The sequence below is a fragment of the Photorhabdus hainanensis genome (assembly GCF_018448965.1).
Classification (GTDB): domain Bacteria; phylum Pseudomonadota; class Gammaproteobacteria; order Enterobacterales; family Enterobacteriaceae; genus Photorhabdus; species Photorhabdus akhurstii.
The window spans coordinates 66,800-89,503 of record NZ_RCWD01000004.1 but is presented as its reverse complement, the minus strand read 5'-3'; the positions used below and the strand labels follow the sequence as shown (position 1 = coordinate 89,503).

Genomic DNA, 22,704 nt, shown 5'->3' with positions numbered 1-22,704 from the left:
TAATAGTTTACTACTTAAGAATAATTAAGATGTGCTGATAGTGTGTCAGACATCCAATCGGCGATAAAGGGTTGGGCTGCCAGATTAGGATGTAATCCATCTTGTTGCACCCACTCCGGTTTAATAGCGACTTGCTCCATATAAAACGGAAGCAGGGGGATTTGATTATGTTCTGCCAATTTGGGATAAATCTTGGCAAAAGATTCGGTATAACGGCGCCCATAGTTTGGCGGCAGACGGATCTGCATCAATAAAGGTTGAATATTGGCTTGTTTCACTAACGTAATGATCTGTTGCAGATCTTGCTCTGTTTGTTGTGGGGGAAAACCGCGTAGTCCATCATTGGCGCCCAGTTCTATCAGTACCCAACGGGGTTTATGTTGTTTAAGTAGTTCAGGTAGCCGCTCAAGACCTTGAGCTGCGGTATTACCGCTGATGCTACCGTTGATGACCGTGATTTTATTACCGGATTTCCGCCACTTTTTTTCCATCAAAGCAGGCCATGATTGCTCAATAGGCAGATGATAACCGGCACTAAGGCTATCTCCGAGAATCAGAAGGGTATCAGCCGCAGTCGCTCTGGCGCTAAATAGCATCACTAATAAAAGGAAAAGTAAATGGTAACGGGGAGTATTCTTGAAGTTCAGCATCTTAGTAAACACGTTGGTCAGGGAGAAAATAAGATCACTATATTGCAGGGAGTCGAGTTAGTTGTCGAGTCGGCACAGACTATCGCTTTAGTGGGAGAATCGGGTTCGGGTAAATCCACATTGCTTGGCATTATTGCCGGGTTAGATGATGGCAGTGGCGGGGAGGTTCGGCTGCTAGGGAATAATTTAAGCCAGATGAATGAAGAACAGCGGGCGCAACTACGGGCTGAAAATGTCGGTTTTGTCTTTCAGTCATTTATGTTAATCCCGACGTTAAACGCATTAGAAAATGTCCAGCTTCCGGCTTTATTGCGTGGTGAATCCGAACACAATAGCAGGAAGCAGGCGGTTGAATTGCTGGAACAATTGGGATTGGGAAAACGTTTGAAACATATGCCGGCACAACTTTCTGGTGGTGAACAACAGAGGGTGGCATTGGCAAGGGCATTCAGCAGCCAACCTAAAATTCTGTTTGCTGATGAGCCGACAGGTAATCTGGATCGGCAAACCGGTGATCGGATTGCTGATTTACTGTTTTCTCTTAATCGTGATTACGCCACAACATTAATTCTGGTGACGCATGACAGCCAGCTTGCTGCCCGCTGTCAACGTTGTTTGCGGTTAGTTGATGGCAAATTGAGGGAAGAAAGATGATTTGGCGTTGGTTTTGGCGCGAATGGCGCACCCCTTCTTTATTGATTGTCTGGTTATCGCTTACGCTGGCGGTGGCTTGTGTGTTGGCACTGGGAAGGATCAGTGATCGCATTGATCAAAGTGTCCATTATCAGAGTCGGGATTTTCTGGCGGGTGATTTAGTCCTGCGTGCGGCTTATCCGGTAGATGAAGGATGGTTACAACAGGCGAAAAGCTTGGGATTAACGTTGAGTCGCCAGCTCTCTTTCACCACAATGACTTATGCCGGGGATATTCCTCAGCTTGCTAATGTAAAATCCGTGGATAGTCATTACCCGTTATATGGTGAGCTGGAAACCAGTCCTCCGGGTTTGAAAGTGGAAAAAGGCACGGTACTCGTCGCGCCTCGTTTACTTGAACTGTTGAAAATCAAAGTGGGTGATAACCTCGATGTGGGTGACGCCACGCTTAAGGTGAGTGGAGAATTAATTCAGGAGCCGGACAGTGGTTTCAACCCCTTTCAGATTGCGCCCCGGATTTTAATCAGTCTTGATGACGCGCAATCTACCGGGGCGATTCAACCGGGTAGTCGTCTGACTTATCGTTATATGTTTTCAGGTGATAAAGAAGCGGTTTATCAGTATCAGCAGCTCATTGATCCCCAACTTAAAGCTGATCAGCGCTGGTACACTTTGAAACAGGATAGTGGGGCGCTGGCGAAATCCATTGAAAGGGCGCAGCAATTCTTGTTGTTATCGGCTTTGCTGACGTTATTACTCGCTGTCGCCGCGGTAGCGGTATCAATGACCCACTATTGCCGCAGCCGTCATGATTTAATTGCAGTGCTAAAAACACTTGGGGCTGGACGTTGGGCGTTGCGTAAATGGGTGCTTGGTCAATGGCTAGTGATACTTATCGCGGCGGCGTTGGTGGGAACACTTCTGGGATTGATGTTTGAATATCTGCTCGTACAGATTCTGGCGCCCATGTTACCGAAGATGTTGCCGCAAGCCGGATTCTGGCCGTGGATATGGGCGTTAGGCGCGTTATCGGTTATCGCTTTACTGGTGGGAATACGTCCGTACAAGCAGTTAATGGCAACCCAACCATCAAGGGTATTGCGTGATGATATTATCGCGCCTATCTGGCCGTTGCGCTATTACTTGCCGCTGGCGGCATTGATGATCATTAGCGGGTTGGGCCTGTTGGTTGGAACCAAACCTATGCTATGGGCGTTGCTGGCTGGCATGGTGATGGTTGCGCTATTACTGGCGGTGTTTGGTTGGGGAGGATTATGGTTATTACGTCATCTGAAACTTCGTCAGCTCAGTTTTCGCCTGGCGGTTAATCGACTACTGCGGCAGCCGTTCCAGACAGTGGCCCAACTGGCGGCTTTCTCTTTATCCTTTATGTTATTTGCTTTGTTGCTGGTGGTCCGGGGAGACTTGCTTGACCGTTGGCAGCACCAATTGCCGCCGGACAGTCCAAACTATTTTCTGATTAATATGACTGGACAGCAAATTCCACAAGTAGAACATTTGCTGGCTCAATATCAGGTTAAACCTACGGCATTCTATCCGGTGGTATTGGCTCGCTTGACGGAAATTAATGGTCAGTCAGCTATCGCGTGGGCAGAGGCCAGAGAATCGGATAGCAACACGGTGCAGCGGGAGTTGAACCTGACATGGAAAGAGGAATTGCCTCCGTTTAATACCTTGGTGGAAGGTCGCTGGCCGCCAAAGGCGGATGAGGTTTCTATTGAGCAGGGGCTTGCTGAACGTTTGGCAATCAAAATCGGCGATAAGCTAACATTCAGTGGTGATACGCAGCAATTTAGCGCCATAGTCAGCAGTATTCGATTGGTGGATTGGGAAAGTTTGCGGCCAAATTTCTTTTTTATTTTCCCGAAACAAGCATTGGAGAATCAGCAGCAAACCTGGCTGACTAGTTTCCATTATGAAGGCGATGGCCGACTTCTGACGGATCTTAATCGTCAATTTCCAACCTTGAGCCTGCTTGATACTGGCGCGATGATTAAGCAAATTCAGGCTATTTTGCAGCAGGTCAGTAAGGCGTTGGAGGTTATGGTTGGGTTGGTCATGGTCTGCGGCGCATTACTGCTATTGGCACAGGTTCAGGTAGGGATGCATCAACGGCAACTTGAACTGGTGGTTTACCGCACCTTGGGAGCCAGTAAACAGTTACTGCGTCGTACCCTTTGGAGTGAATTTGCTTTGCTTGGATTAATGGCGGGTTTTACTGCGGCACTGGGAGCTGAGGTTGCGCTTTGGTTGTTGCAGACCAAGGTATTTGATTTTCCGTGGCAACCAGCATGGCAGATGTGGCTATTACTACCAATAATCAGCAGCTTGTTACTTTCATTGTGTGGAAGTGGGTTGGGGCTTCGGTTGTTACGGGGTACGGGATTACACCGGCGAGTTCAGGGATAAAAGGGCGATATTTGCAGACATTCAGGGAATGGGTAATCGCTCGTCGAGATGTGATGAACCCATTCCAGGCTTATTGGCCTACTATACCCTATGGATTTCAAGATTCATCGCGACGGCAAAGGAGTGAATCCCCGGTCGCATAGAGAACTATGTGACCGGGGTGAGCGCAGCCAACAAAGAGGCAACTTGAAAGATAACGGGTATATCGTTGTTTAAGTAAATTCGGCTCTAAGTTGTGGCAATATTTTCTCGCCGAAAGTGGTCAATCCCTTAACATAATCAGGGAAGATCAACATAACCCCGTCCAGTTCGCATTCACGCAGTAAATCTGACAATTGTTTACGACATGTTTCCGGGTTGCCGATAGCAGTGTGGGTCATAAAAGCGTTTTGGGATCTTTCAACCATCGCATTGCTTTTTCCGTCAATATCGACGCCAAAACTGTGCATCATGCTTTTAACTGCGTCTATATCCAAGCCATCACGATAGAACTCAGCCAGCGTTTTAGCTTCTTCATCTGTTTCAGCGCAAATAATCGTACACATACAAAAGGTTTTGGTGGTTGTGTCGTATTCGGCTGCAAGACGTTTAGCCATCAAACTAATTTGTCGCGTTTCTTCTTCATCTTTACCGCCAATGAAGCACACATCGGTGTTCCGTACACTAAAACGTAGCCCACATTCTGATTGACCGGCACAGACCAAATAAGGGCGCGGAATGGAAACAGGTTTAGGCTCAGAAACACAATTCTTGAAATTAAAGTAATCTCCCTGATGATTAACCTGCTTCTCACTCCAAAGCCGTTTGATCAATTGGGTCCACTCTTCGGTCATTGCGTAACGTTGATTGTGGTCTAAATTGTTATCCCATTCCCCCATCTGTTCAAATTCGTCTTTGAATGAACCAGAGACAATATTCAGCCCGGCGCGGCCATGACTAATTTGATCCAGTGTCGCAATCATTTTGGCTGTCACGGCGGGATTATGCAGCCCGGCATGCATAGTTGCGATCAGCCGGGCGTGATGAGTCACTTCGGCAATACCGGCCATCATCGTAACGGATTCCAGCGAACAGCCCCAATGTTCTGTTTCACCGCCAAAGCCGCGCCATTTGCTCATTGACATGATGAAATCCAAACCAATTTGATCAGCCAGAATAGCCGCTTCACGGTTTTGCTGATAAGAAGCATCGAGTGGTGGTGTATTTTTGGAAATAATCCATCCACCTTTCGCTATGGGTAGAAATACACCGAATTCTTTTTTTGCCATGATTAATTCCTTGTTTGACTGTTGTAAGGAATATTTTATAGGTTCATTTTATTGTTAAATTCAGTTAAGTAGTGTGTTGTCATCAGAACATTTCTTCACGACTTGTGACGGTGGTTGCATCATGAATGTGATGATCAGAATAGCTAGCACTGGTATGGCGATAATGAGAAATGCCGGTGTAAAACTACCTGAATAATCCTTAATTGCGCCCACCAGGAAAGGGGCGATACAGGCGGTAGTAGAGATTAGATTCATCACCGAAAACAGTTCCAAGTAAGGCGTGCGCCCAAAATAATTGAATAGCAATATACTGGATGCCAGAAAAGTCATGCCATAACCGATGCCAATACACAATGTGAACAGGATTAAAAATGTCCATGAAGTGGCGGCACTGAGTGCGATAAGGCCGCAGATAATTATCGATAGACTACCGATAAGCAATTTTTTGGGATCGAGCCATTCACCAACAGCGCCTCCTGCAAATCGTGAGAATGCGTTGATAAAAGCCAAAATACTGAGCGAGGAGGCAGCGACAGATTCACTGAATCCGTTTTCAGTAATATGGGCGACTGCAAAACTATTAACGGTTATCCCACACAGTAAAAAAGAGGTATAAGCGGCGGCAATGGCATAAAATTGCCAAGTGTGCAGCGCCTGCCGGACATTCCATATTTCCTTAGTGCGATAGATACTCGTGGGGAGCTGGTCTTGTTGATTTTTACTAACCTTTTCCGCATGGGCGTTTTCCTTTTTACCTTCGCGCATAAATAAAATGGTCAATAAACTAATCAGGGTGAGTGATATCCCGGAAATTGCCCAGTGCATACGCCAGTTTTCCCAAAATATTGTTGCCAGGAAATAGATCCACGGACCGACCACGCCTCCTAATCCCCCAATGGTGAAATAGATACCAAAGGCTAATGACTGTTTTTTAAAAAGTCGACTAATGACATAAGTACCGGGAACCGTCGCCATAAGACTAAAGCCGATCCCTAATAATGTGGTACCGGTAAAATAGGCTGCGATACTGTGGGTGTTATAGAGGATGTAAAAACTGGTGATAAAGGTGAGCGTACCGATCATTAAGGTAGCGCGGACGCCGGTACGACGAATAAACATCGCTGGAAGGTAACTGGACAGCCCACATGACAGGCCCAGTAAAGTGAACCCCAAACCGGCATCAGTCCAACTCCAGTGTAATTCCTTAATCATGCTAGGTAATACAACGCCCAGCGAAGTAAATGTGGTTGCGGTGACCAGAAAGTAAATCAAACCCAAAAGTATCAGTAGGAGCCACTGATAAGTACGTCCGAACTGGTCATGTTGAATGGGCATTTTGACTCCATCAGGATAAAGGCCATCAGAAAATTTCTGATATTTTATTCCGATATCAGAAAAAACTATATCGAATAAAGATCCCGTAGCTAAATTGATCCGTTCGATAATAAGGGGTATCTCTTATTTTGTATTTATTTTTTATGGGGTTCAGAACAATGCCTGTCCATAAATGACCGGATTGATGACCAAGGAGTTTCCCTAAATCGTAATGTAACTCTGGTTTGAAATCGATAGTTTCAGGCTGTCCATGCAAACCTAAGGTATAGTCAAAAGTGCCGACAACCCGAAAATCTCCTAAGCTATTATTGAAGGGAATGCCGTAATCGATATGAATTCGCTGATCATTCCAGCTTCCTTTGGCGTTATTCTCAAAATAAAAAATTGTACGTAACCAGCTAATCCAGCTAGCTTGCCAGTCAATACTGATACCGGGGAAATAGTCGTAATCTACCCCTTTCGTTTTGGCAACCCATTGAGCGAACAAAATATCTTTCACTGGCCCAAAAGAGATGTCATTACCAGTAACTTTACTCAAGCTCACTCTGGGGACAAATTTATAATAGTAAGTGCTCTTATCACCTTGGTAATCACTTTGCAGCGAGTTTTGCCAAATACTATAGACGTACATATCGCCGACACTATAGTCGCCGAAAGCTTCTAAAATCGGCGAAATGGTTTTTTGGGGATCGACCCGATTTTCAAATTGCATATAAAGGCTGGTATCAATCGATTGAAAATTGACAAAATGACCGGCTTGAGCTTGATTGATTGCCGACAGCAGTAATAGCATTGCAGGTAATCCGCTCTTCCTTAATCGAGTGCCTATCCAGCGCCAAATCATTGCCAGATAAGCGGCGCCGCAAAATGGAGAAGAGAGCCTTGAGGTGAAAAAAAGCGGGGGATAGTTTTTCGTATTATGGATTTTTGTGGCAAGTAACACGAAGATTCCCTTTCTCATGCGGTATCGGGCTGGTGATTGCTAACATTGATCTAATGAGACGGTTTTGTCAAAGGGATATTTGATTTTATTGATGAAAGGAGGAGGGAGTAGAAAGATAAGATTATTTTAACCTTAGTGATTTTTCAGTGTTACTAATACACTGATTATTGAATTAGTAATAGGTTTTTTATTTAACTTTGTGTTGAGAGTTGGGGAAATATTGTTGATTAATGGTTTTGTGAAAATATTTTTTAATTATATTTTAGTTAACTTAAATATATAATTTATTTTAAATGGAAAATAGTAATGAAAAATAATAATAAATTGGCGTCTTTTTTTGTATAATCAAAATCATTTTCGAATTTAAATAATTATTGCTTTGGTTTTAAAATATATAGATAAAATATCTTTGTTAATATTTATCTTGAGTAATTAACCCTAACTAGCTCAATGTATCTTTGCATTTTTCACAAATCACTTATACATGAAGTACATATTCAAAAAAATAAAGAATAGATTATGAATAGTTAGGTATTCCAAGACTAAATCGTCTTGGCAAGCCTCTTTTGCAATAACGACATAAATACTGTTAATTTTGCTGGCGGGTGAGCAAGTGCCCGCAGTAAATAAATATCTTCTTTACGTCCATCAGGATCATTAAATAAAGGCACCAATTTTCCAGAACGAATATCGGTGGATACCACCCAATTAGGCAAAAGCCCTATCCCAAATCCACTGACAGCGGCCATTCTCAATGTTTCAAAGTCATCGCTGCAAAAAATTCTATTATCATCGTTGAAGTTAATAGCACTGCGATAACGTGACCAGCAAATACCTGCGGGGTCATGATGTTTATCAAGCAAGTAGTGTTCACTCAGTTCCGTCAGTGTTGTCGGTGTTCCATGCTTTTGAATGTAGTTTGGGCTGGCACAAATAACCCAAGTTTGTGTGGCGATGCGTTTTGAATAAAGTGTGCTGTCCTTTAATTCACCAATACGAATAACTGCGTCGAGACGATCCCTGACCGGATCAGTCAAACGCTCGGTTTGATCAAGTTCAACCTGAATTTTAGGATATCGCGTGAATAGTTCCGCTAGCATCGGAATAATATGTTGGCGTCCAAACGTTGGCAGGCAAGCTATGCGTAATGCCCCTTGCGGTTCGCCATTCAACGCCGCCAACTCAGCCTGGACATCGACAAGATCATTGATAATACCTTGCGCCCTTGCAAATAAAATCTCCCCTGCGTCAGTCAGTGATAAACCACGAGTAGAGCGAAAGAATAGTTTTGTCTCTAGCATTTTTTCAAGGTTGTCTATCTGACGAGTGATAGAAGACGCAGTCATACCTTGCAAACGAGCAACGGCAGAAAAACTTTGTGAACGGACAACATGAATGAATGTTGTTAGCATATCGGTACGTAATAAATCTTTCATCGCAATTTTTACCTATACATTTCATATATTACAAATAATACATAACATCTGGTAGCGCTATCACTTTTGCATTCTATGCAAAACAATTTCGTTCGCTCTCTTTATTCCCACGATTTCAAAATAGTGCCAGAATCACTTCATCATAATTCCGGCCCAAATGCTGATAGTTCCCATGTCAAATACAGTAATTAAACCAAATCCTATTTCTTCCATTTCTCTTATCTTATTATCTGTAGCTTGTGGTTTTGCTGTCGCGAATATTTATTATAACCAACCACTATTGCCAACAATTGGGACAAGTTTTAGCGTTAATGGTTCAATATCCGGCTGGATCGCGACACTAACGCAGGTTGGCTACGCGGCGGGGCTTCTCTTTTTTGGGCCGCTTGGCGATACACTAAGCCGTCGCAAGCTGGTTTTCTGCCTCTTAATCGGTAACATAGTCAGTCTTATCTTATGTGCCACAGCCCCAAATTTTACATGTCTTTTGACAAGTAGTCTGATTGTGGGGCTAACTTCTATTTCAGCACAAATCATCATTCCCGCCGTATCCGGTTGGGTAATACCAGAAAAGCGCGGCCGGGCGGTAGGAAGTCTGATGAGTGGCCTTTTCGCTGGAGCACTGCTTGCCAGAGCATTGAGTGGTGCGGTTGGAGAGCATTTCGGTTGGCGTGAAATGTTTGTATTAGCAGCTTTAATTGATATCTTCCTGTTTTTTCTGGTCTGGTTTGTACTGCCAGAAATAAAAACATCACACACTATGACTTATAGCCAACTTCTTATTTCACTTGGTAAGTTGGTAAAGCAACAACCCCTTTTGCGTGAAGCGGCATTATCCGGTTTTTTACTGTTCGCCGCTTTTAATACGCTATGGGGGTCGCTGGCCTTATTACTTTCCCAACCACCTTACGGTTGGGGAAGCGATATCGCCGGTCTTTTTGGTTTGACGGGCATTGTAGGAATGCTAGCTTCACCCATAATAGGCTCGTTGACAGATCACTTCGGCGGGAGAGCGATTGTTACTACAGGTGCTTTATTGGTGACGTTAGCCTTGTGCCTAATTAGCGGCGCGAGCCACAATATTCTATTTTTATTCGTCGGTATTGTTCTGTTAGATCTTGGCAGCAGAGCGGGTTTAGTGGCAAATCAAACACGGTTATATACATTATTACCTGATGCCCGCAGTCGACTAAATACCGTATTTATGACCTGTTATTTCGCCGGTGGCGCAATAGGTTCCTCTTTGGGAGCTGTCGCAGCCTGGCATTTTTCTTGGTATGGCGTCGCTTGCAGCGGCGGAGGATGCGCATTATTAGCCGCTCTAGTGGTTATATTTAGTTCAAAGAGTCGTTAGTGATAAATATTTAAGGTAAAGTGTTTCCATAAATTAGAAAAATAATTTTCGACTCTATCTTGGTTTATGTTTGATAATTGTCAATTTAATAGTAAAAAATCATCCACTCTACAAAAAGCTTGATATAGTTAAAAACTATAGGGTAAAGTAGTTTATTAGCTTTTAAATGTTTTATTAAAATTTTTATTTAAATCAACTATATAAAAGATATTGTTTGAATATGGGTAGAAAAATGTGGTTAATTGAGCTAATAAATTTTCATTAGATATATTCATGAAAACCATAAATTCTCTTAATGTAATAATGATATTTCTATTTAAATATAAATAAAAGAGGGTGATTATGTATACTGGAATTGTACAAGGAAAAGAAAGCGTATTATCTCTTGATAGAAAAGACGGGTTTAGTACATTAACCGTCAGTAATAATAACCATTTCTTTGATGATGTCTCTGTGGGGGCCAGTGTTGCGATTAATGGTACGTGCCTGACTGTCACCCAATTTAATAACGATATCGTCTGGTTTGATATATCAGATTTTACGGCTGATGTTACCACATTAAAGTTTTTAAATGTGGGGGATGAAGTTAATATTGAAAGATCACATCAAATGAATAAAGAAAATGGCGGTCATAGTCTATATGGGCATATTGAAGGTGTGGCAGAAGTCGTTGAATTTATCAAAACTGGCGAAACTTATCGATTGGTGATTAATATTCCTGGCGATAATATAAGATATTTTTTTCATAAAGGTTTTATTGGGTTACATGGTTGTAGCTTGACAATAAATGGTATAAATGAAGAAGATAAAACCATAGAATTGAATTTAATTCCAGAAACGTTAAGGGCTACCAATCTTAGTAATATTAAAGTTGGTGACTTACTTAATTACGAAATAGATCAAACAACCAGAACGATTGTAGACACAATATCCAGATCGATGAATGCTAATAGATCAATATTATAATTGAAGTAATATAAATAAGCTAGATTGAGTTGAGGTGTGAAGCGGAAGTCACTTTACTTCCGCTTCCACAATTAATCTCAGGCTATTAAATGACAAATGTTTGATTATTTTAATGGACGTTTGTCATCTATTATTTTATCCCAAAATTCATCTATGGTACCTACACTTGTACCGCCACCACTTTCCAGCTCATGGATCGCTGCCTGTGTTGTAGCATTAGGAACATGGTGTTCTTTTGTCGCTCTAGTTAATACCAGACGGACAAAGCTAGACATATTCAAATTATTATCCCGGGCGGCTTGTGCCATCGCATTTTTCAGTTTTTCAGAAACACGAACTTTTAATATAGCCGTATTCATATGTCCTCTTTGTCTCTTAATTTGTATCCTTACTGTGGGACTATTGTGGATACAAATCAAGATAACAAGATCGATAAATAAACAACGTTAGTGTTAGGCGTTAGTTAAATTAGTTTTTCCTGTACCCATTCAAGGCCACTCTGATATTCAGGGGGCAGCATGGGAACAAGTTTCTGCAATGTATCTTTTAATTCATTTTTATCAAAGTGAGAAAGATTAAGATGACCAACTTTACGTGCAGGACGGACTTCTTTCTCATACCAATGTAAATGTACCAAGGGCAAACTGAGCCATTGGGTATTGATATCTGTGCCAATTAAATTGATCATAACTGATGGCGCAGTGACTTCTGGTTGAGGCATGGGTAAATCCAGAATAGCGCGAAGATGTAATTCAAACTGGCTGATAGACGCGCCGTTCTGCGTCCAATGACCGCTGTTGTGCACGCGTGGCGCGAGTTCGTTAATTAATAAGTTATCACCGACAATAAAACATTCCATTGCCATCACGCCGATATATTTCAGCTCGTGCATAATCGCTGACAACATATTTTCAGCCTGTTGTTGTAAATGATAATGCTGTAAATGGTCATTTTCCTGAGGAGAGACAATACTGGCGCGGAGAATGCCATCTTGATGCAAATTGTGCGCTAAGGGATAGAACACACAATCGCCATTTTTATTGCGGGCGCCGACCAGTGAAACTTCGCCCGAAAAAGGAATAGCTTGTTCAGCAATACATTCACCATAAATATCGGTAGGTAATGCTGTTTCATCTCCGGGACGAATACGCCATTGCCCTCGGCCGTCATAACCACCAGTACGGCGCTTAACGATAACGAAATTACCGAGTTCAGAGAATAATTGCGGCCATTGGTTGGTATCAGAGAGTAATTGCCACGGAGCCGTTGCTAGCCCAAGGCTATCTATTAACTGTTTTTGCGGCAGCCGATCAGCCAGACGGGGAAAGATATCTCGATTAGCGAAAGCCTTATGGCGGGCAAGTTCTTGGGTAAGGGCCGTTTCCGGCCAGCGCTCAATTTCAGCGGTAATAACGCTATTCTGATAAGGAACCGCTTCGGGTTCTGCATCCAGGCCAACAGGATAAACCGTGATACCTAAAGGCTCACCAGCTTGACGTAACATGCGACCGAGCTGACCATTGCCTAATACACAAACTGGCTTCATGCTTCCTCCCGCGGATCAGGATTATCGAGTACATCCTGAGTTTGTGTTTCACGCCAATGGCTGAGGCGTTGCAGTAAATCTTTATCATGACGAGCCAGAATCTGTGCGGCCAATAGGGCTGCGTTTGCCGCGCCGGCTTTCCCAATCGCAAGTGTGCCGACAGGAATCCCTTTTGGCATCTGTACGATAGAGTAAAGACTGTCTACCCCATTCAGTGTAGCGCTTTGTACGGGTACGCCGAGAACCGGCACCAGCGTTTTAGCCGCCAACATGCCGGGTAAATGAGCAGCGCCGCCGGCGCCAGCGATAATGACATCAAAACCATTTTGTTCAGCTTGCTCGGCAAAACTGAATAGTTTATCGGGTGTACGGTGAGCAGAAACAATTTCAACATGAAAAGGTACATTAAAAGAAGTGAGAATATCAGCCGCGTGCTGCATAGTCGTCCAATCGCTTTTAGAACCCATGACAATGGCGATTTTGGCATTGTGTTGAGTTGTTCCTGCTAAATCAGGCTGGGCAGTCATAAATCAAATGCTCCTGTGTTTTAACGTCCACCAGAATAAAAATAACGCTTTAAGGCCGCGGATCATATCATGCTCACAAGCTAAGGAAAACGATTGCGTTACTTTATACTTTTGTTGTGACACTTGGATGTCGGGGTTCCCGGTTAATCAGAATGGGAAAGAGATAAGATCGATTGATGTATCCGTTACTTTGAACATCGATCCCTGATGATGCCATGCGCCAAGTACACCGCGGTAAACGGTTTTATCATGCAGAGCAACTTCATGTACAAAAGGGCGGTGGGTGTGTCCGTGAATCATCCAGTCAGCTTGATGCCGCTCAAAAGCATCAATAACAGCTTGCTGGTTTACATCCATAATGGCTTCGGATTTTCTGCTGTTGACCGATTGGCTGTTGGCTCGCATTTTTACGGCAATTTTTTGGCGGATAGACAGAGGTAGCAGTAGAAACAGACGTTGGACCCACGGGGTATGAACCCGCTTACGATATCGTTGATAACCTTCGTCATCAGTACACAAGGTATCGCCGTGCAGAATAAGCACTCGCTTACCGTACAGTTCCAGTACTTTTTCCTGTGGAAGCAATATGACGCCGCTCTCTTTAGCAAAGCGCGAACCGAGCAGAAAGTCACGGTTGCCGTGAATAAAGTAACAGGTAACACCTTGTTGTCGCACAGTTTTTAATGCGCTAGCGATTTCACGGTGGAGAGGATTGTCATCATCATCGCCGATCCAGTAATCGAATAGATCACCGAGAATATAGAGGCTATCGGCTTGAATGGCATCCTCATGCAAAAAACGCAGAAAACCGGCAGTGATTGCCGGTTCATGTTCGCTGAGATGTAAATCTGCGATAAAAAGTGTGCACATATTCAGTGAGTTATTCGCTGACAGTCACTTTTTCGATGATAACATCTTCGAGTGGTACATCTTGGTGCATACCGCTGCGACCGGTAGAAACGCCTTTGATCTTATCAACAATATCCATACCTTCGGTCACTTCGGCAAAGACGCAGTAACCCCAGCCATCAGGGCGCTCAGAACGGAAGTTCAGGAAATCATTATCAACAACGTTAATGAAGAACTGCGCAGTTGCTGAGTGTGGATCGTTGGTGCGGGCCATTGCCAAAGTACCACGGTTGTTTTTCAGACCGTTATTGGCTTCGTTTTTGATAGCTGCATCAGTCGGCTTTTGTTTCATACCAGGTTCAAATCCACCACCCTGAATCATGAAACCGTTAATAACACGGTGGAAAATAGTATTATCGTAGAAGCTATTGCGGCAGTAGTTCAAGAAATTCTCAACAGTTACAGGAGCTTTGTCGGCGAAAGTATTAATTACAATATCGCCAAAATTGGTATGGAAAGTCACCATAATTGAAATCCTAATAATAGTTTTGACTAACCCAGTTAGGGCATTCGGACCAGGCGGCTTTTATATCACATATACCATAATGAGTCAGTACCTATTAGTTTCAGTAGACTATATTGATCGCTAGCCTTGCAAAGCGCTTAATATCGGGTTTCAATATCCTATTGGACTATGCCATATTGAGCCGTTATTGATGAGATAAGGGCATAAATCCAGAATTATCAATTCGTTATTTTTAACACACGTACAGTGAATTTACGGAAAATCTCGATGCTAAAAATTTTCAATACCCTCAGCCGTCAGAAAGAAGAATTTAAGCCAATCCATCCGGGGAAAGTAGGGATGTACGTGTGTGGTATCACGATTTATGACCTGTGCCATATTGGTCACGGCAGAACCTTTGTTTCTTTTGATGTGGTTGCTCGTTATCTACGTTATTTGGGATACGATTTGACCTATGTACGTAATGTGACCGATGTTGATGACAAAATCATCAAGCGGGCGGCGGAAAACCGTGAAAGTTGTGATGATCTGACGGGCCGTATGTTGGCGGAAATGTATAAAGATTTTGACGCGCTGAATATCTTACGCCCTGATCTGGAACCACGTGCGACCCGGCATATCCCGGAGATTATTACACTGACCGAATCGTTGATAAAACGTGGTCATGCTTATGTTGCAGATAATGGCGATGTCATGTTTTCCGTCGAGAGTGATCAGGATTACGGATCACTTTCCCGTCAGGATCTCAGCCAGTTACAAGCGGGGGCGCGAGTGGAAGTGGCTGATGTTAAGCGTAACCCGATGGATTTTGTGTTGTGGAAAATGTCCAAACCCGGTGAGCCAAGCTGGGAATCGCCGTGGGGAGCGGGCCGTCCGGGTTGGCACATTGAATGTTCCGCCATGAATAGTAAACAGCTAGGTAATCATTTTGATATTCATGGTGGTGGCGCTGATCTGATGTTTCCCCATCATGAAAATGAAATTGCACAATCTACCTGTGCCCATGATGGTCCGTATGTGAATTACTGGATGCATTCAGGAATGGTGATGGTGGATAAAGAGAAGATGTCCAAATCGCTGAACAACTTCTTTACTATCCGTGACGTATTGGAATATTACGATGCGGAGACGGTGCGCTATTTCTTATTGTCAGGTCATTACCGCAGTCAACTTAACTATACAGAAGATAACCTAAAGCAGGCCCGTACCGCACTTGAACGATTTTATACAGCTCTGCGAGGTACAGATGCTTCTGTACAGCCGGCCGGTGGTGAAGTATTTGAGGAGCGTTTCATTGAAGCGATGAATGATGACTTCAATACGCCAGAGGCTTATTCGGTACTGTTTGATATGGCACGTGAAATTAACCGCCTGAAATCAGAAGATATGGATGCAGCGAATGGTTTAGCGGCTGAATTACGCAAGTTGGCTGGTATCTTAGGTTTGTTGCAACAAGAGCCGGAACAATTCTTGCACCGTGGTGTTCAGGCTGACGATGAAGAGATTGCTAAAATTGAAGCGCTAATTAAGCAGCGTAATGATGCCCGTAAAAACAAAGATTGGGCGCTGGCAGATTCTGCTCGTAATCAATTAAATGAGATGGGTATTGAACTGGAAGATGGTCCGCAAGGGACAAGCTGGCGTCGTAAGTAAGTTCGATGTTTTTTGGTGTTAATTTATCATTTAGGCTCCCTACTGAGGGAGTCTAATATTGATGGTTAATCTCTATTATCCCACTTGTTGCTTTATGAAATCTCCTGGTTAAGAAATAAGGCAAGCCTGAAAAAAATGTTTATGATTTTTTGAATAAATTCAAAAAAACTCTCTGGCTTATAAAGTTTCTATTTAAACAAGTTAGAATCTTTTAATTCTCACAAGCTGGATGTCTATAAAATTATATTGCTTTTCATTTTTGCATGGATATACCCAGTAATTTATAGCTGTAATATCTCAAGCGACTGTTTGTTTAACAATAATCTTGGTAATATCCGTTTGGATAATGAATTGATAATAATGAGATTATTGATAAAGTTTTTTTACTTTTATTGAATAACTTATAACTTGTAAGATAATAACGATTAACCATCTAATTAATAAATGATTAGGTAGTGAATGTAATTGTTATTGTATTTGAACCAGATTGTGATTATTGTGAATTATAATGAGTTGTTGACATAATAATTTAATATATCAATTATAAGATAACATTATTTAATCTAAGGAGAGTATATGAGCCAAAAAAATGATTTTAAAGCTTTTTCTATTAGTAATAATGCAAATGTAGTGAGCCAAGAGGGATATGAAGAAAGCCGGAGTTTGAGTACTGGATTTCCACCTGAGAATATTACTACTCACTTATTAAATAAGGTATTACGTCAATCTTCAACAATAGCATCCGTGGTTGCTAATTTTATCGCGACACAATCTGGCGATAATGTTTTAGATGATGGTAATATCGCTAAGCTTTCTGCTCAATTAAACAGAGCATTGGAACAAAAAATCACTACAACAGCACCAGATGCTTCGTTAACACAAAAAGGGGTTGTTCAGCTTACTGATGTGATTGGTAATAGTGACTCATTGGCAGTAACGCAAAAGCTTGCCCAGGAAATAATAAATTCATTGCGTGAAAATATTAATAGTAGAGTACTTAATACCCGAAAAGTGAATGGGAAGGTGTTGTCGAGTGACATTAATCTGAATGCCGGGGATGTAGGAAGTTACGATAAATCTGAATCTGATTCTCGTTATGGAAATAAAAACACATCCCTAAAAGCGGTAAATGGTTGGTGGAAATGTGGCAATACTGGGATGATATTTCAATGGGGAATTTCAGACGCTACTGCGTATGATAATCCTGATAGACATGTTAATTTCCCAATTCCATTCCCAGAAAGGGTTGTTGTAGTTGCTGAACATGACTATGGAGGAGGTGTTCATAAAGCAGTTTGGCAAATAAATAATATTCAATTGTCAGGTTTCACTGCGTCAAATCTTGGCATGTTAAGCCGAGGTGTTAAAGAATTTGGACCGATACCTGGGGCAAGATGTGTCTGGTTTGCCTGGGGATTTTAATATGGAAACCGATGACAATAGTTCTTTGCGTTAATAATCATTCGTAATGCAAATTGGACTGATTTCTTTAAATCATTTGTTATTAAATATATTTAATCGGTGATCTTTCCTTTATCAGAATATTTTATGGATGAAAAAACAAACCTCGCTATTTTGGACGAGGTTTGTTAACCGATTTTCTGTGTTTCAATGAGTTGTAATAATGCAGGAGAGCTAAGTAGCTCTGATTACATTATTATGGTTTTTCAGGTAGTTGCACACGAATATTAATTACTCTTCCGTCTGGAATATCGCATGGTTCAGCATCATGGTAATAAACGATTTCTCCTGTTGCAGTTACGCTTTTGACGCGTTGGTTTTGGGCAAATTCCGGAGCGTCTTTATTTTGACGATGGTAACATTCGATGGTTATATCGCCGCTGGCGGTGTCTACCGATTCACGCACCCAAATCAGATTTAATCCATTGCTGTCTGCCGGGATAATAGTTCCGCCGTGAATTCCCCACGCGCCATCTTTGGCAAAACCATTGCAACCGCTGATACGATATTTCCCTGTATCTATGCGCTTAACCGTCACTCCCTCAGCTTCGCTGGTTAACTCGTAAGTTCCGTCTGGATGAATATCTACAACTGGGCTGGATACTCTGAGAATGCCGTTAGTGTCGAAATGTGCGTTTTTGTCTGTCAGAACTCGGCTAACTTTTGTATTTCCTCCCCCATCATTTCCGTGAATAAAGCTAATATTGGCAGAGCTATAATCCGCGACAAATCCCGCCCATATGTCATGCATTCTTGTTACATAGCCGCCTGACCACGGATATCCAATGCCACCATGATTTTCTGCAAATCTGAATGCATGACCACCCTGCGGTAATGATTTTATCCATGCGGTAAGATCACTTATATTCGCTGGATTAATATACTTTGGCTGGATAAATTCAGATCCTTCGGATTTTGCATATGCCCCGATATCCGCCGGCGTCGGTTTATTTTTTGTTGTATAAATATCAGTCCAATCTTCCTCAAAACCAAAATTATCACGGGCAGAGCGATAAGCAATCCCGCCGTTTCTGTACTGCACTTTCAACTGAAAAGCTGGACAGCTTCCAGCTCCGTTATTGAAATGAGCGATATGCTGAGAATCTATTCCAGGTCTCAGCAAGTCATATAACCCTGTGTTTGCGTTCCAGGGGACTGGATTATTAACAGAGTATCCGCCTGCTAATCCAAGCTTAAATGCCCCAACATCCGCTGCCGTTGGTTTATTTTTTGTTGTATAAATATCAGTCCAATCTTCCTCAAAGCCAAAATTATCACGGGCGGAGCGATAAGCAATCCCACTGTTTCTGTACTGCACTTTCAATTGAAAAGCTGGGCAGCTTCCTGTGCCATTATTGAAATGAGCGATATGCTGAGAATCTATTCCAGGTCTCAGCAAATCATATAACCCTGTGTTTGCGTTCCAGGGGACTGGATTACTAACCGTGTTGTTTCCTGTTAATCCGAGCTTAAATGCCCCAACATCTCCGGCATTCAGATTGATATCCCCGGTTAACGCTTTCCCGTTAATTTTTCTACTATTCGGTACCGCATTTTTAGCTAAATTGCCGGTTTCTGCTAAGCCGAGATTTTTCACAAACGCATTTTTATCAGGAATGTCTGCGCCATTTTGGTTTTTTGCTAATCTGTTGTTAGCATTATCATTTACATCAGAAACAAGTTTTTGAGTGACTGCAAGTGAATTGCTGTTGCCTATTTTATCTGTGAGTTGAACAATTCCTTTCTGGGTTAGTGAAGCGCTTGGAACTTCTGCGGCGATCTTTTTTTCTAAGGCTTTATTTAATTGAGTAGTGAGTTTGACTATATCCCCATCATCCAGAACATCATCGCCATATTGTGTCGCGATAAAATTAGCTATTGTAGAGGATATTGCTGAAGATTGACGTAATACCTTATTGAGCAAATGAGTGGTGATATTTTCTGGAGGAAATCCAGTCTTTAAAGCCGGGTTTGCTTCATACCCTTCTTGGCTTACTACGTTAGCATTATTACTAATAGAAAAAGCTTTAAAATCATTCTTGGGACTCATATACTTTCCTCAAATTAAATAATACTATTTTATAATTAACATATTGAATTATTGTGAAAATAACTCCTGTCAACTCCCGCTGAACATAGTCTAGTTAGGAATGGGAATAATGGAATATTCTTATATCTTATGAGGTTAATTATTTTTGTATGGTTGGTAGTAATAAATAACTGTAAATTTTGTAACTAGAAACATATCAAAATTATTTATATTTAATATATGAAATTACTTCTTATATTTCTTCCTGTTTTGTCTGTCAGATGTACGGTATATTTTTTTATTTTTAACGATTGAATAGATTGCTAAAAACGGATTGAGTTCTATTAAGTGATCTACTGTTTGATATGGTTATTTAGTAATAGAAAACATATTAAATTCATTCTGAATAATATGTTTTCTATATCATGACCATGACGCTCTGTTTTATGCCTATTTTTATAACTTCATATTACCAAGAATTAAAGTTACAGTAATAATGGATAGCAACGTTGTCCATGTAATAATAGATGCCATTGCCTCATGATCACCACCCATTTGTTTAGCTAATATATAAGCATTACCAGCACAAGGAACTGCGGAATATAGAATAGCAATGTTTGCGGGAACGCCTGATACACCTAAATATTTTATTATCAATATGGTGATAAGCGGCATTACAAACAGCTTAAGTATAGTCGCATAGGAAATAGAAAGTATCTTTTTTATATGCATGCTGATGATCAATCCAGCGCCTACGGACATTAAGCTTAATGGTGTAGCTGCGTTCGATAAGTAAATAAAAAGTTGCCTGATTGGTCCGGTAATATGAATGTTAAAGTAGTTTAGCAATACTCCAATAATTGCACCAATGATTAGCGGGTTTTTAGCTAAAGCAAGGATAGCGCCACCGAGACTTTTCTTACTTCCGTGACCATAATGATTCATTACGAGTACACTCATAATATTGGTAATAATTATCATATAGGCCACAAAGAATCCGGATAATGCAACTCCCTCACTGCCGAATAGTGATTGTGAAAGTGCTATAAAAACATATGAGTTATATCTAACTCCTCCTTGGAAAATAGATGTAAATAGATCTGGTGTAGTGTTAAAGAAAAATCTACCGATGAAAATAATAATAGCGATTATTATTGTTGAACTTATGGTTGATACGATTGGATAGAAGTTATCGGAACCAGAGAAATTAGCCTCACTAATATCTAATATTAACAAGCAAGGAAAAAAAAGATAGTAAACAAACTTATCTGAAAAGTTCCAGAAGCTAGCAATATCCTTTATATATATTTTAGATAGGAAGCCAAGAGTAATTAGCAAGAATATAGGTAGAATTGAAAAGAAAACATTTAACATCTGGTGGTCCTTTTAGATAGAGAAAACTCTATGCTCTATTTGATTTAAATATCGATGATCCCAAAGGTTGGGTGAAATAAATACGCGTTGTAGTCGCCAGTTAAAATATTTATATTGATGTTTTGTAATTTTACAAGAAAATATATTGGCTTAGGGTTTATGGGTATTCGTTGTTTTTTATGGCTGATATTATTATAGATAAAGAGGACATCATGGCGGATTTAACTAAATGAATATATAAATCGCCACCGGTAGGATCGTAATCAATTTTATTTAATGCTGAAAATAGATCCTGTTTTTCTTGCATGATTAATTGAAATATATTTTGGTAATCCATTTATATTCTCTTTGAAAAATTATAATGTTAACTAACCCTAAAAGTAGGAATATATTACATATATTGTTCTTCTTTAAAACCAAAATTAATAGATAGTGTGATCTTAATCACTTAAAATAAAATTATTATATTTGATTTTTTAAATCTTAAAGTGTGATAAAAATCATCTTTTTAATAGCTAATGATCACTGTAGCTAGATAGTCTAAAGATTAAGTGGGATGTATTAATGGAAAAATAAATTGATTTATCTGTAGCCCTATAATTGATAAAAAACGATAAAAGTTATGTAGTTGCATGAACACGCCTATATTAAATAGGCTGGCATGATTACAGTTATATGTTAATTGTTTCGTTAAATAAGAATGCTAAGATTCTTCTTATAAAAACACTTATATAATTTTATGAGAATTCAATGAGTATTTATTATAATTATTCTGTGTTTCATCTAGAGTAAAGAGACAGCTCTTGAAGGATTATTACTCCATTTTATTAATATTTAAGTGGCTATTTGTTTTAATTACAGTAATTCCAATATCTTCAAATTTCTTGATGTGATTATTGATAATGATGATGAGTTAGCGGGAATATGAGCAATGATAATAATTAGCAGATTCCAGCAGCCATTGCCTCACATCTGAACCGTCTAGATTGGTAGGACGGCAGGATAGAATTAATAAGATTATCTAATTATTGTGCTAATTATGCTCATTTCTCCTGTACCGGAATAGGCATGACTTTGAGGTCATGTGCGATACTAAATTCTGCTTCCGTTTTTTCGCGTAGAGCCTCTAATGTGACATCTGGCGCATGTTCTTTCAGGATTAACTGGCCCTGTTCAAAGCAGAAAACAGCTAATTCAGTGACAATCATGCTGACTTTATTGATGGCGGTGAGTGGCAAAGTACACTGCTTGAGGATTTTTGCTGAACCGTCTTTGGTGCAATGTTTCATTGCAATAATGACTTTGCGTGCGCCGGTGACAAGATCCATTGCTCCTCCCATACCAAGCACCATTTTCCCCGGTATCATCCAACTGGCTAGGTTGGCATGCTGGTCAACTTGCAGACCACCCAGAACACAAACATTTATGTGACCACCTCGGATCAGGGCAAAAGAGAGGGCGCTGTCAAATATGGCTGCGCCGGGCAGGATACCGCAGGGTTTTCCGCCCGCATTGACCAGATTGGGATGTACTTCTGTAATCGGTCCAAGGCCAAGTATGCCGTTTTCTGACTGGAGAGTAATGTGAATGTGATCCGGCAGATAGTTTGGGACTTGCGTGGGAATGCCGATGCCAAGATTAACAACGTCGCCGTCTTGTAATTCGAGTGCGACACGGTGGGCGATAATTTGTTCAGCATTCATT

General features: G+C 41.2%; 20 protein-coding genes. 6 read left to right on the top strand and 14 right to left on the bottom strand.

Going from position 1 to position 22,704, the window contains the following annotated elements; translation table 11 throughout:
• Positions 1–14: 14 nt before the first annotated feature.
• Entirely contained in the window at positions 15–647 is a 633-nt protein-coding gene (gene tesA / locus EAE92_RS03900; protein ID WP_181147764.1) for a multifunctional acyl-CoA thioesterase I/protease I/lysophospholipase L1, read from the bottom strand.
• Here tesA and ybbA point away from each other — a divergent pair.
• Positions 618–1,304, top strand: coding sequence for a putative ABC transporter ATP-binding protein YbbA (gene ybbA, locus EAE92_RS03895; protein WP_214067122.1), 687 nt, complete (start codon positions 618–620; stop codon positions 1,302–1,304). The two genes, tesA and ybbA, sit on opposite strands and share 30 nt — an antisense overlap.
• Entirely contained in the window at positions 1,301–3,733 is a 2,433-nt protein-coding gene (gene ybbP, locus EAE92_RS03890) for a putative ABC transporter permease subunit YbbP (RefSeq protein WP_214067121.1), read from the top strand. The genes ybbA and ybbP overlap by 4 nt, the downstream gene beginning before the upstream one ends.
• A 212-nt stretch (positions 3,734–3,945) precedes the next feature.
• On the opposite strand, the gene EAE92_RS03885 is transcribed toward ybbP, so the two are convergent.
• The 4 genes from EAE92_RS03885 to EAE92_RS03870 all read right to left on the bottom strand — a co-directional run bounded on the left by EAE92_RS03885 (position 3,946) and on the right by EAE92_RS03870 (position 8,715).
• Positions 3,946–5,001: an LLM class flavin-dependent oxidoreductase gene (locus EAE92_RS03885; RefSeq protein ID WP_214067120.1), complete on the bottom strand. Its 1,056-nt coding sequence runs from the start codon at positions 4,999–5,001 to the stop codon at positions 3,946–3,948.
• Positions 5,002–5,061: 60 nt separating this feature from the next.
• On the bottom strand, positions 5,062–6,336 hold the full coding sequence (locus EAE92_RS03880; protein WP_036808959.1) for an MFS transporter: 1,275 nt from the start codon (positions 6,334–6,336) through the stop codon (positions 5,062–5,064).
• Between the two features lie 55 nt (positions 6,337–6,391).
• The gene (locus EAE92_RS03875) at positions 6,392–7,279 is read right to left on the bottom strand and encodes an outer membrane protein OmpK (protein WP_339959347.1); all 888 of its coding nucleotides are present in this window, start codon (positions 7,277–7,279) and stop codon (positions 6,392–6,394) included.
• Between the two features lie 542 nt (positions 7,280–7,821).
• Positions 7,822–8,715, bottom strand: a complete 894-nt coding sequence (locus EAE92_RS03870; RefSeq protein ID WP_214067118.1) for a LysR family transcriptional regulator — start codon at positions 8,713–8,715, stop codon at positions 7,822–7,824.
• Positions 8,716–8,887: 172 nt separating this feature from the next.
• On the opposite strand from EAE92_RS03870, the gene EAE92_RS03865 reads away from it, so the two are divergent.
• On the top strand, positions 8,888–10,069 hold the full coding sequence (locus EAE92_RS03865; protein ID WP_214067117.1) for an MFS transporter: 1,182 nt from the start codon (positions 8,888–8,890) through the stop codon (positions 10,067–10,069).
• Positions 10,070–10,411: 342 nt separating this feature from the next.
• The gene (locus EAE92_RS03860; protein ID WP_214067116.1) at positions 10,412–11,035 is read left to right on the top strand and encodes a riboflavin synthase subunit alpha; all 624 of its coding nucleotides are present in this window, start codon (positions 10,412–10,414) and stop codon (positions 11,033–11,035) included.
• 104 nt (positions 11,036–11,139) lie between these two features.
• Here EAE92_RS03860 and EAE92_RS03855 read toward each other — a convergent pair whose 3' ends face one another.
• The 5 genes from EAE92_RS03855 to ppiB all read right to left on the bottom strand — a co-directional run bounded on the left by EAE92_RS03855 (position 11,140) and on the right by ppiB (position 14,483).
• On the bottom strand, positions 11,140–11,394 hold the full coding sequence (locus EAE92_RS03855; protein WP_214067115.1) for a type II toxin-antitoxin system RelB/DinJ family antitoxin: 255 nt from the start codon (positions 11,392–11,394) through the stop codon (positions 11,140–11,142).
• A 104-nt stretch (positions 11,395–11,498) separates the two neighbouring features.
• Positions 11,499–12,581 (bottom strand): 5-(carboxyamino)imidazole ribonucleotide synthase, encoded by a 1,083-nt coding sequence (gene purK / locus EAE92_RS03850; RefSeq protein ID WP_214067114.1) that lies wholly within the window; start codon positions 12,579–12,581, stop codon positions 11,499–11,501.
• Positions 12,578–13,108 (bottom strand): 5-(carboxyamino)imidazole ribonucleotide mutase, encoded by a 531-nt coding sequence (gene purE / locus EAE92_RS03845; protein WP_214067113.1) that lies wholly within the window; start codon positions 13,106–13,108, stop codon positions 12,578–12,580. Before purE ends, purK begins: the two co-directional genes overlap by 4 nt.
• Positions 13,109–13,255: 147 nt before the next feature.
• Positions 13,256–13,978, bottom strand: a complete 723-nt coding sequence (gene lpxH, locus EAE92_RS03840) for a UDP-2,3-diacylglucosamine diphosphatase (protein ID WP_214067112.1) — start codon at positions 13,976–13,978, stop codon at positions 13,256–13,258.
• A gap of 10 nt (positions 13,979–13,988) precedes the next feature.
• A complete protein-coding gene (ppiB, locus tag EAE92_RS03835; protein WP_214067111.1) occupies positions 13,989–14,483 on the bottom strand; it encodes a peptidylprolyl isomerase B in 495 nt (164 codons plus the stop codon).
• Between the two features lie 267 nt (positions 14,484–14,750).
• Here ppiB and cysS point away from each other — a divergent pair, with 267 nt between their 5' ends.
• Both cysS and EAE92_RS24415 read left to right on the top strand, forming a co-directional pair.
• Complete coding sequence (gene cysS, locus EAE92_RS03830) at positions 14,751–16,136, top strand: cysteine--tRNA ligase (protein WP_040150091.1); 1,386 nt, start codon at positions 14,751–14,753, stop codon at positions 16,134–16,136.
• A gap of 576 nt (positions 16,137–16,712) precedes the next feature.
• Positions 16,713–17,558, top strand: a complete 846-nt coding sequence (locus EAE92_RS24415; RefSeq protein WP_229001698.1) for a gp53-like domain-containing protein — start codon at positions 16,713–16,715, stop codon at positions 17,556–17,558.
• A 235-nt stretch (positions 17,559–17,793) separates the two neighbouring features.
• On the opposite strand, the gene EAE92_RS03820 is transcribed toward EAE92_RS24415, so the two are convergent.
• The 4 genes from EAE92_RS03820 to EAE92_RS03805 form a co-directional block, all read right to left on the bottom strand.
• Complete coding sequence (locus tag EAE92_RS03820; RefSeq protein WP_214067110.1) at positions 17,794–19,647, bottom strand: phage tail protein; 1,854 nt, start codon at positions 19,645–19,647, stop codon at positions 17,794–17,796.
• A gap of 435 nt (positions 19,648–20,082) precedes the next feature.
• Positions 20,083–21,000, bottom strand: a complete 918-nt coding sequence (locus EAE92_RS03815; RefSeq protein WP_214067109.1) for an AEC family transporter — start codon at positions 20,998–21,000, stop codon at positions 20,083–20,085.
• 157 nt (positions 21,001–21,157) lie between these two features.
• Positions 21,158–21,337 carry a hypothetical protein gene (locus tag EAE92_RS03810; protein WP_214067108.1) on the bottom strand — a complete coding sequence of 60 codons (180 nt, stop codon included), beginning with the start codon at positions 21,335–21,337 and terminating at the stop codon, positions 21,158–21,160.
• A gap of 706 nt (positions 21,338–22,043) precedes the next feature.
• Positions 22,044–22,703, bottom strand: coding sequence for a CoA transferase subunit B (locus EAE92_RS03805; RefSeq protein WP_214067107.1), 660 nt, complete (start codon positions 22,701–22,703; stop codon positions 22,044–22,046).
• Between the last annotated feature and the right edge of the window lies 1 nt (position 22,704).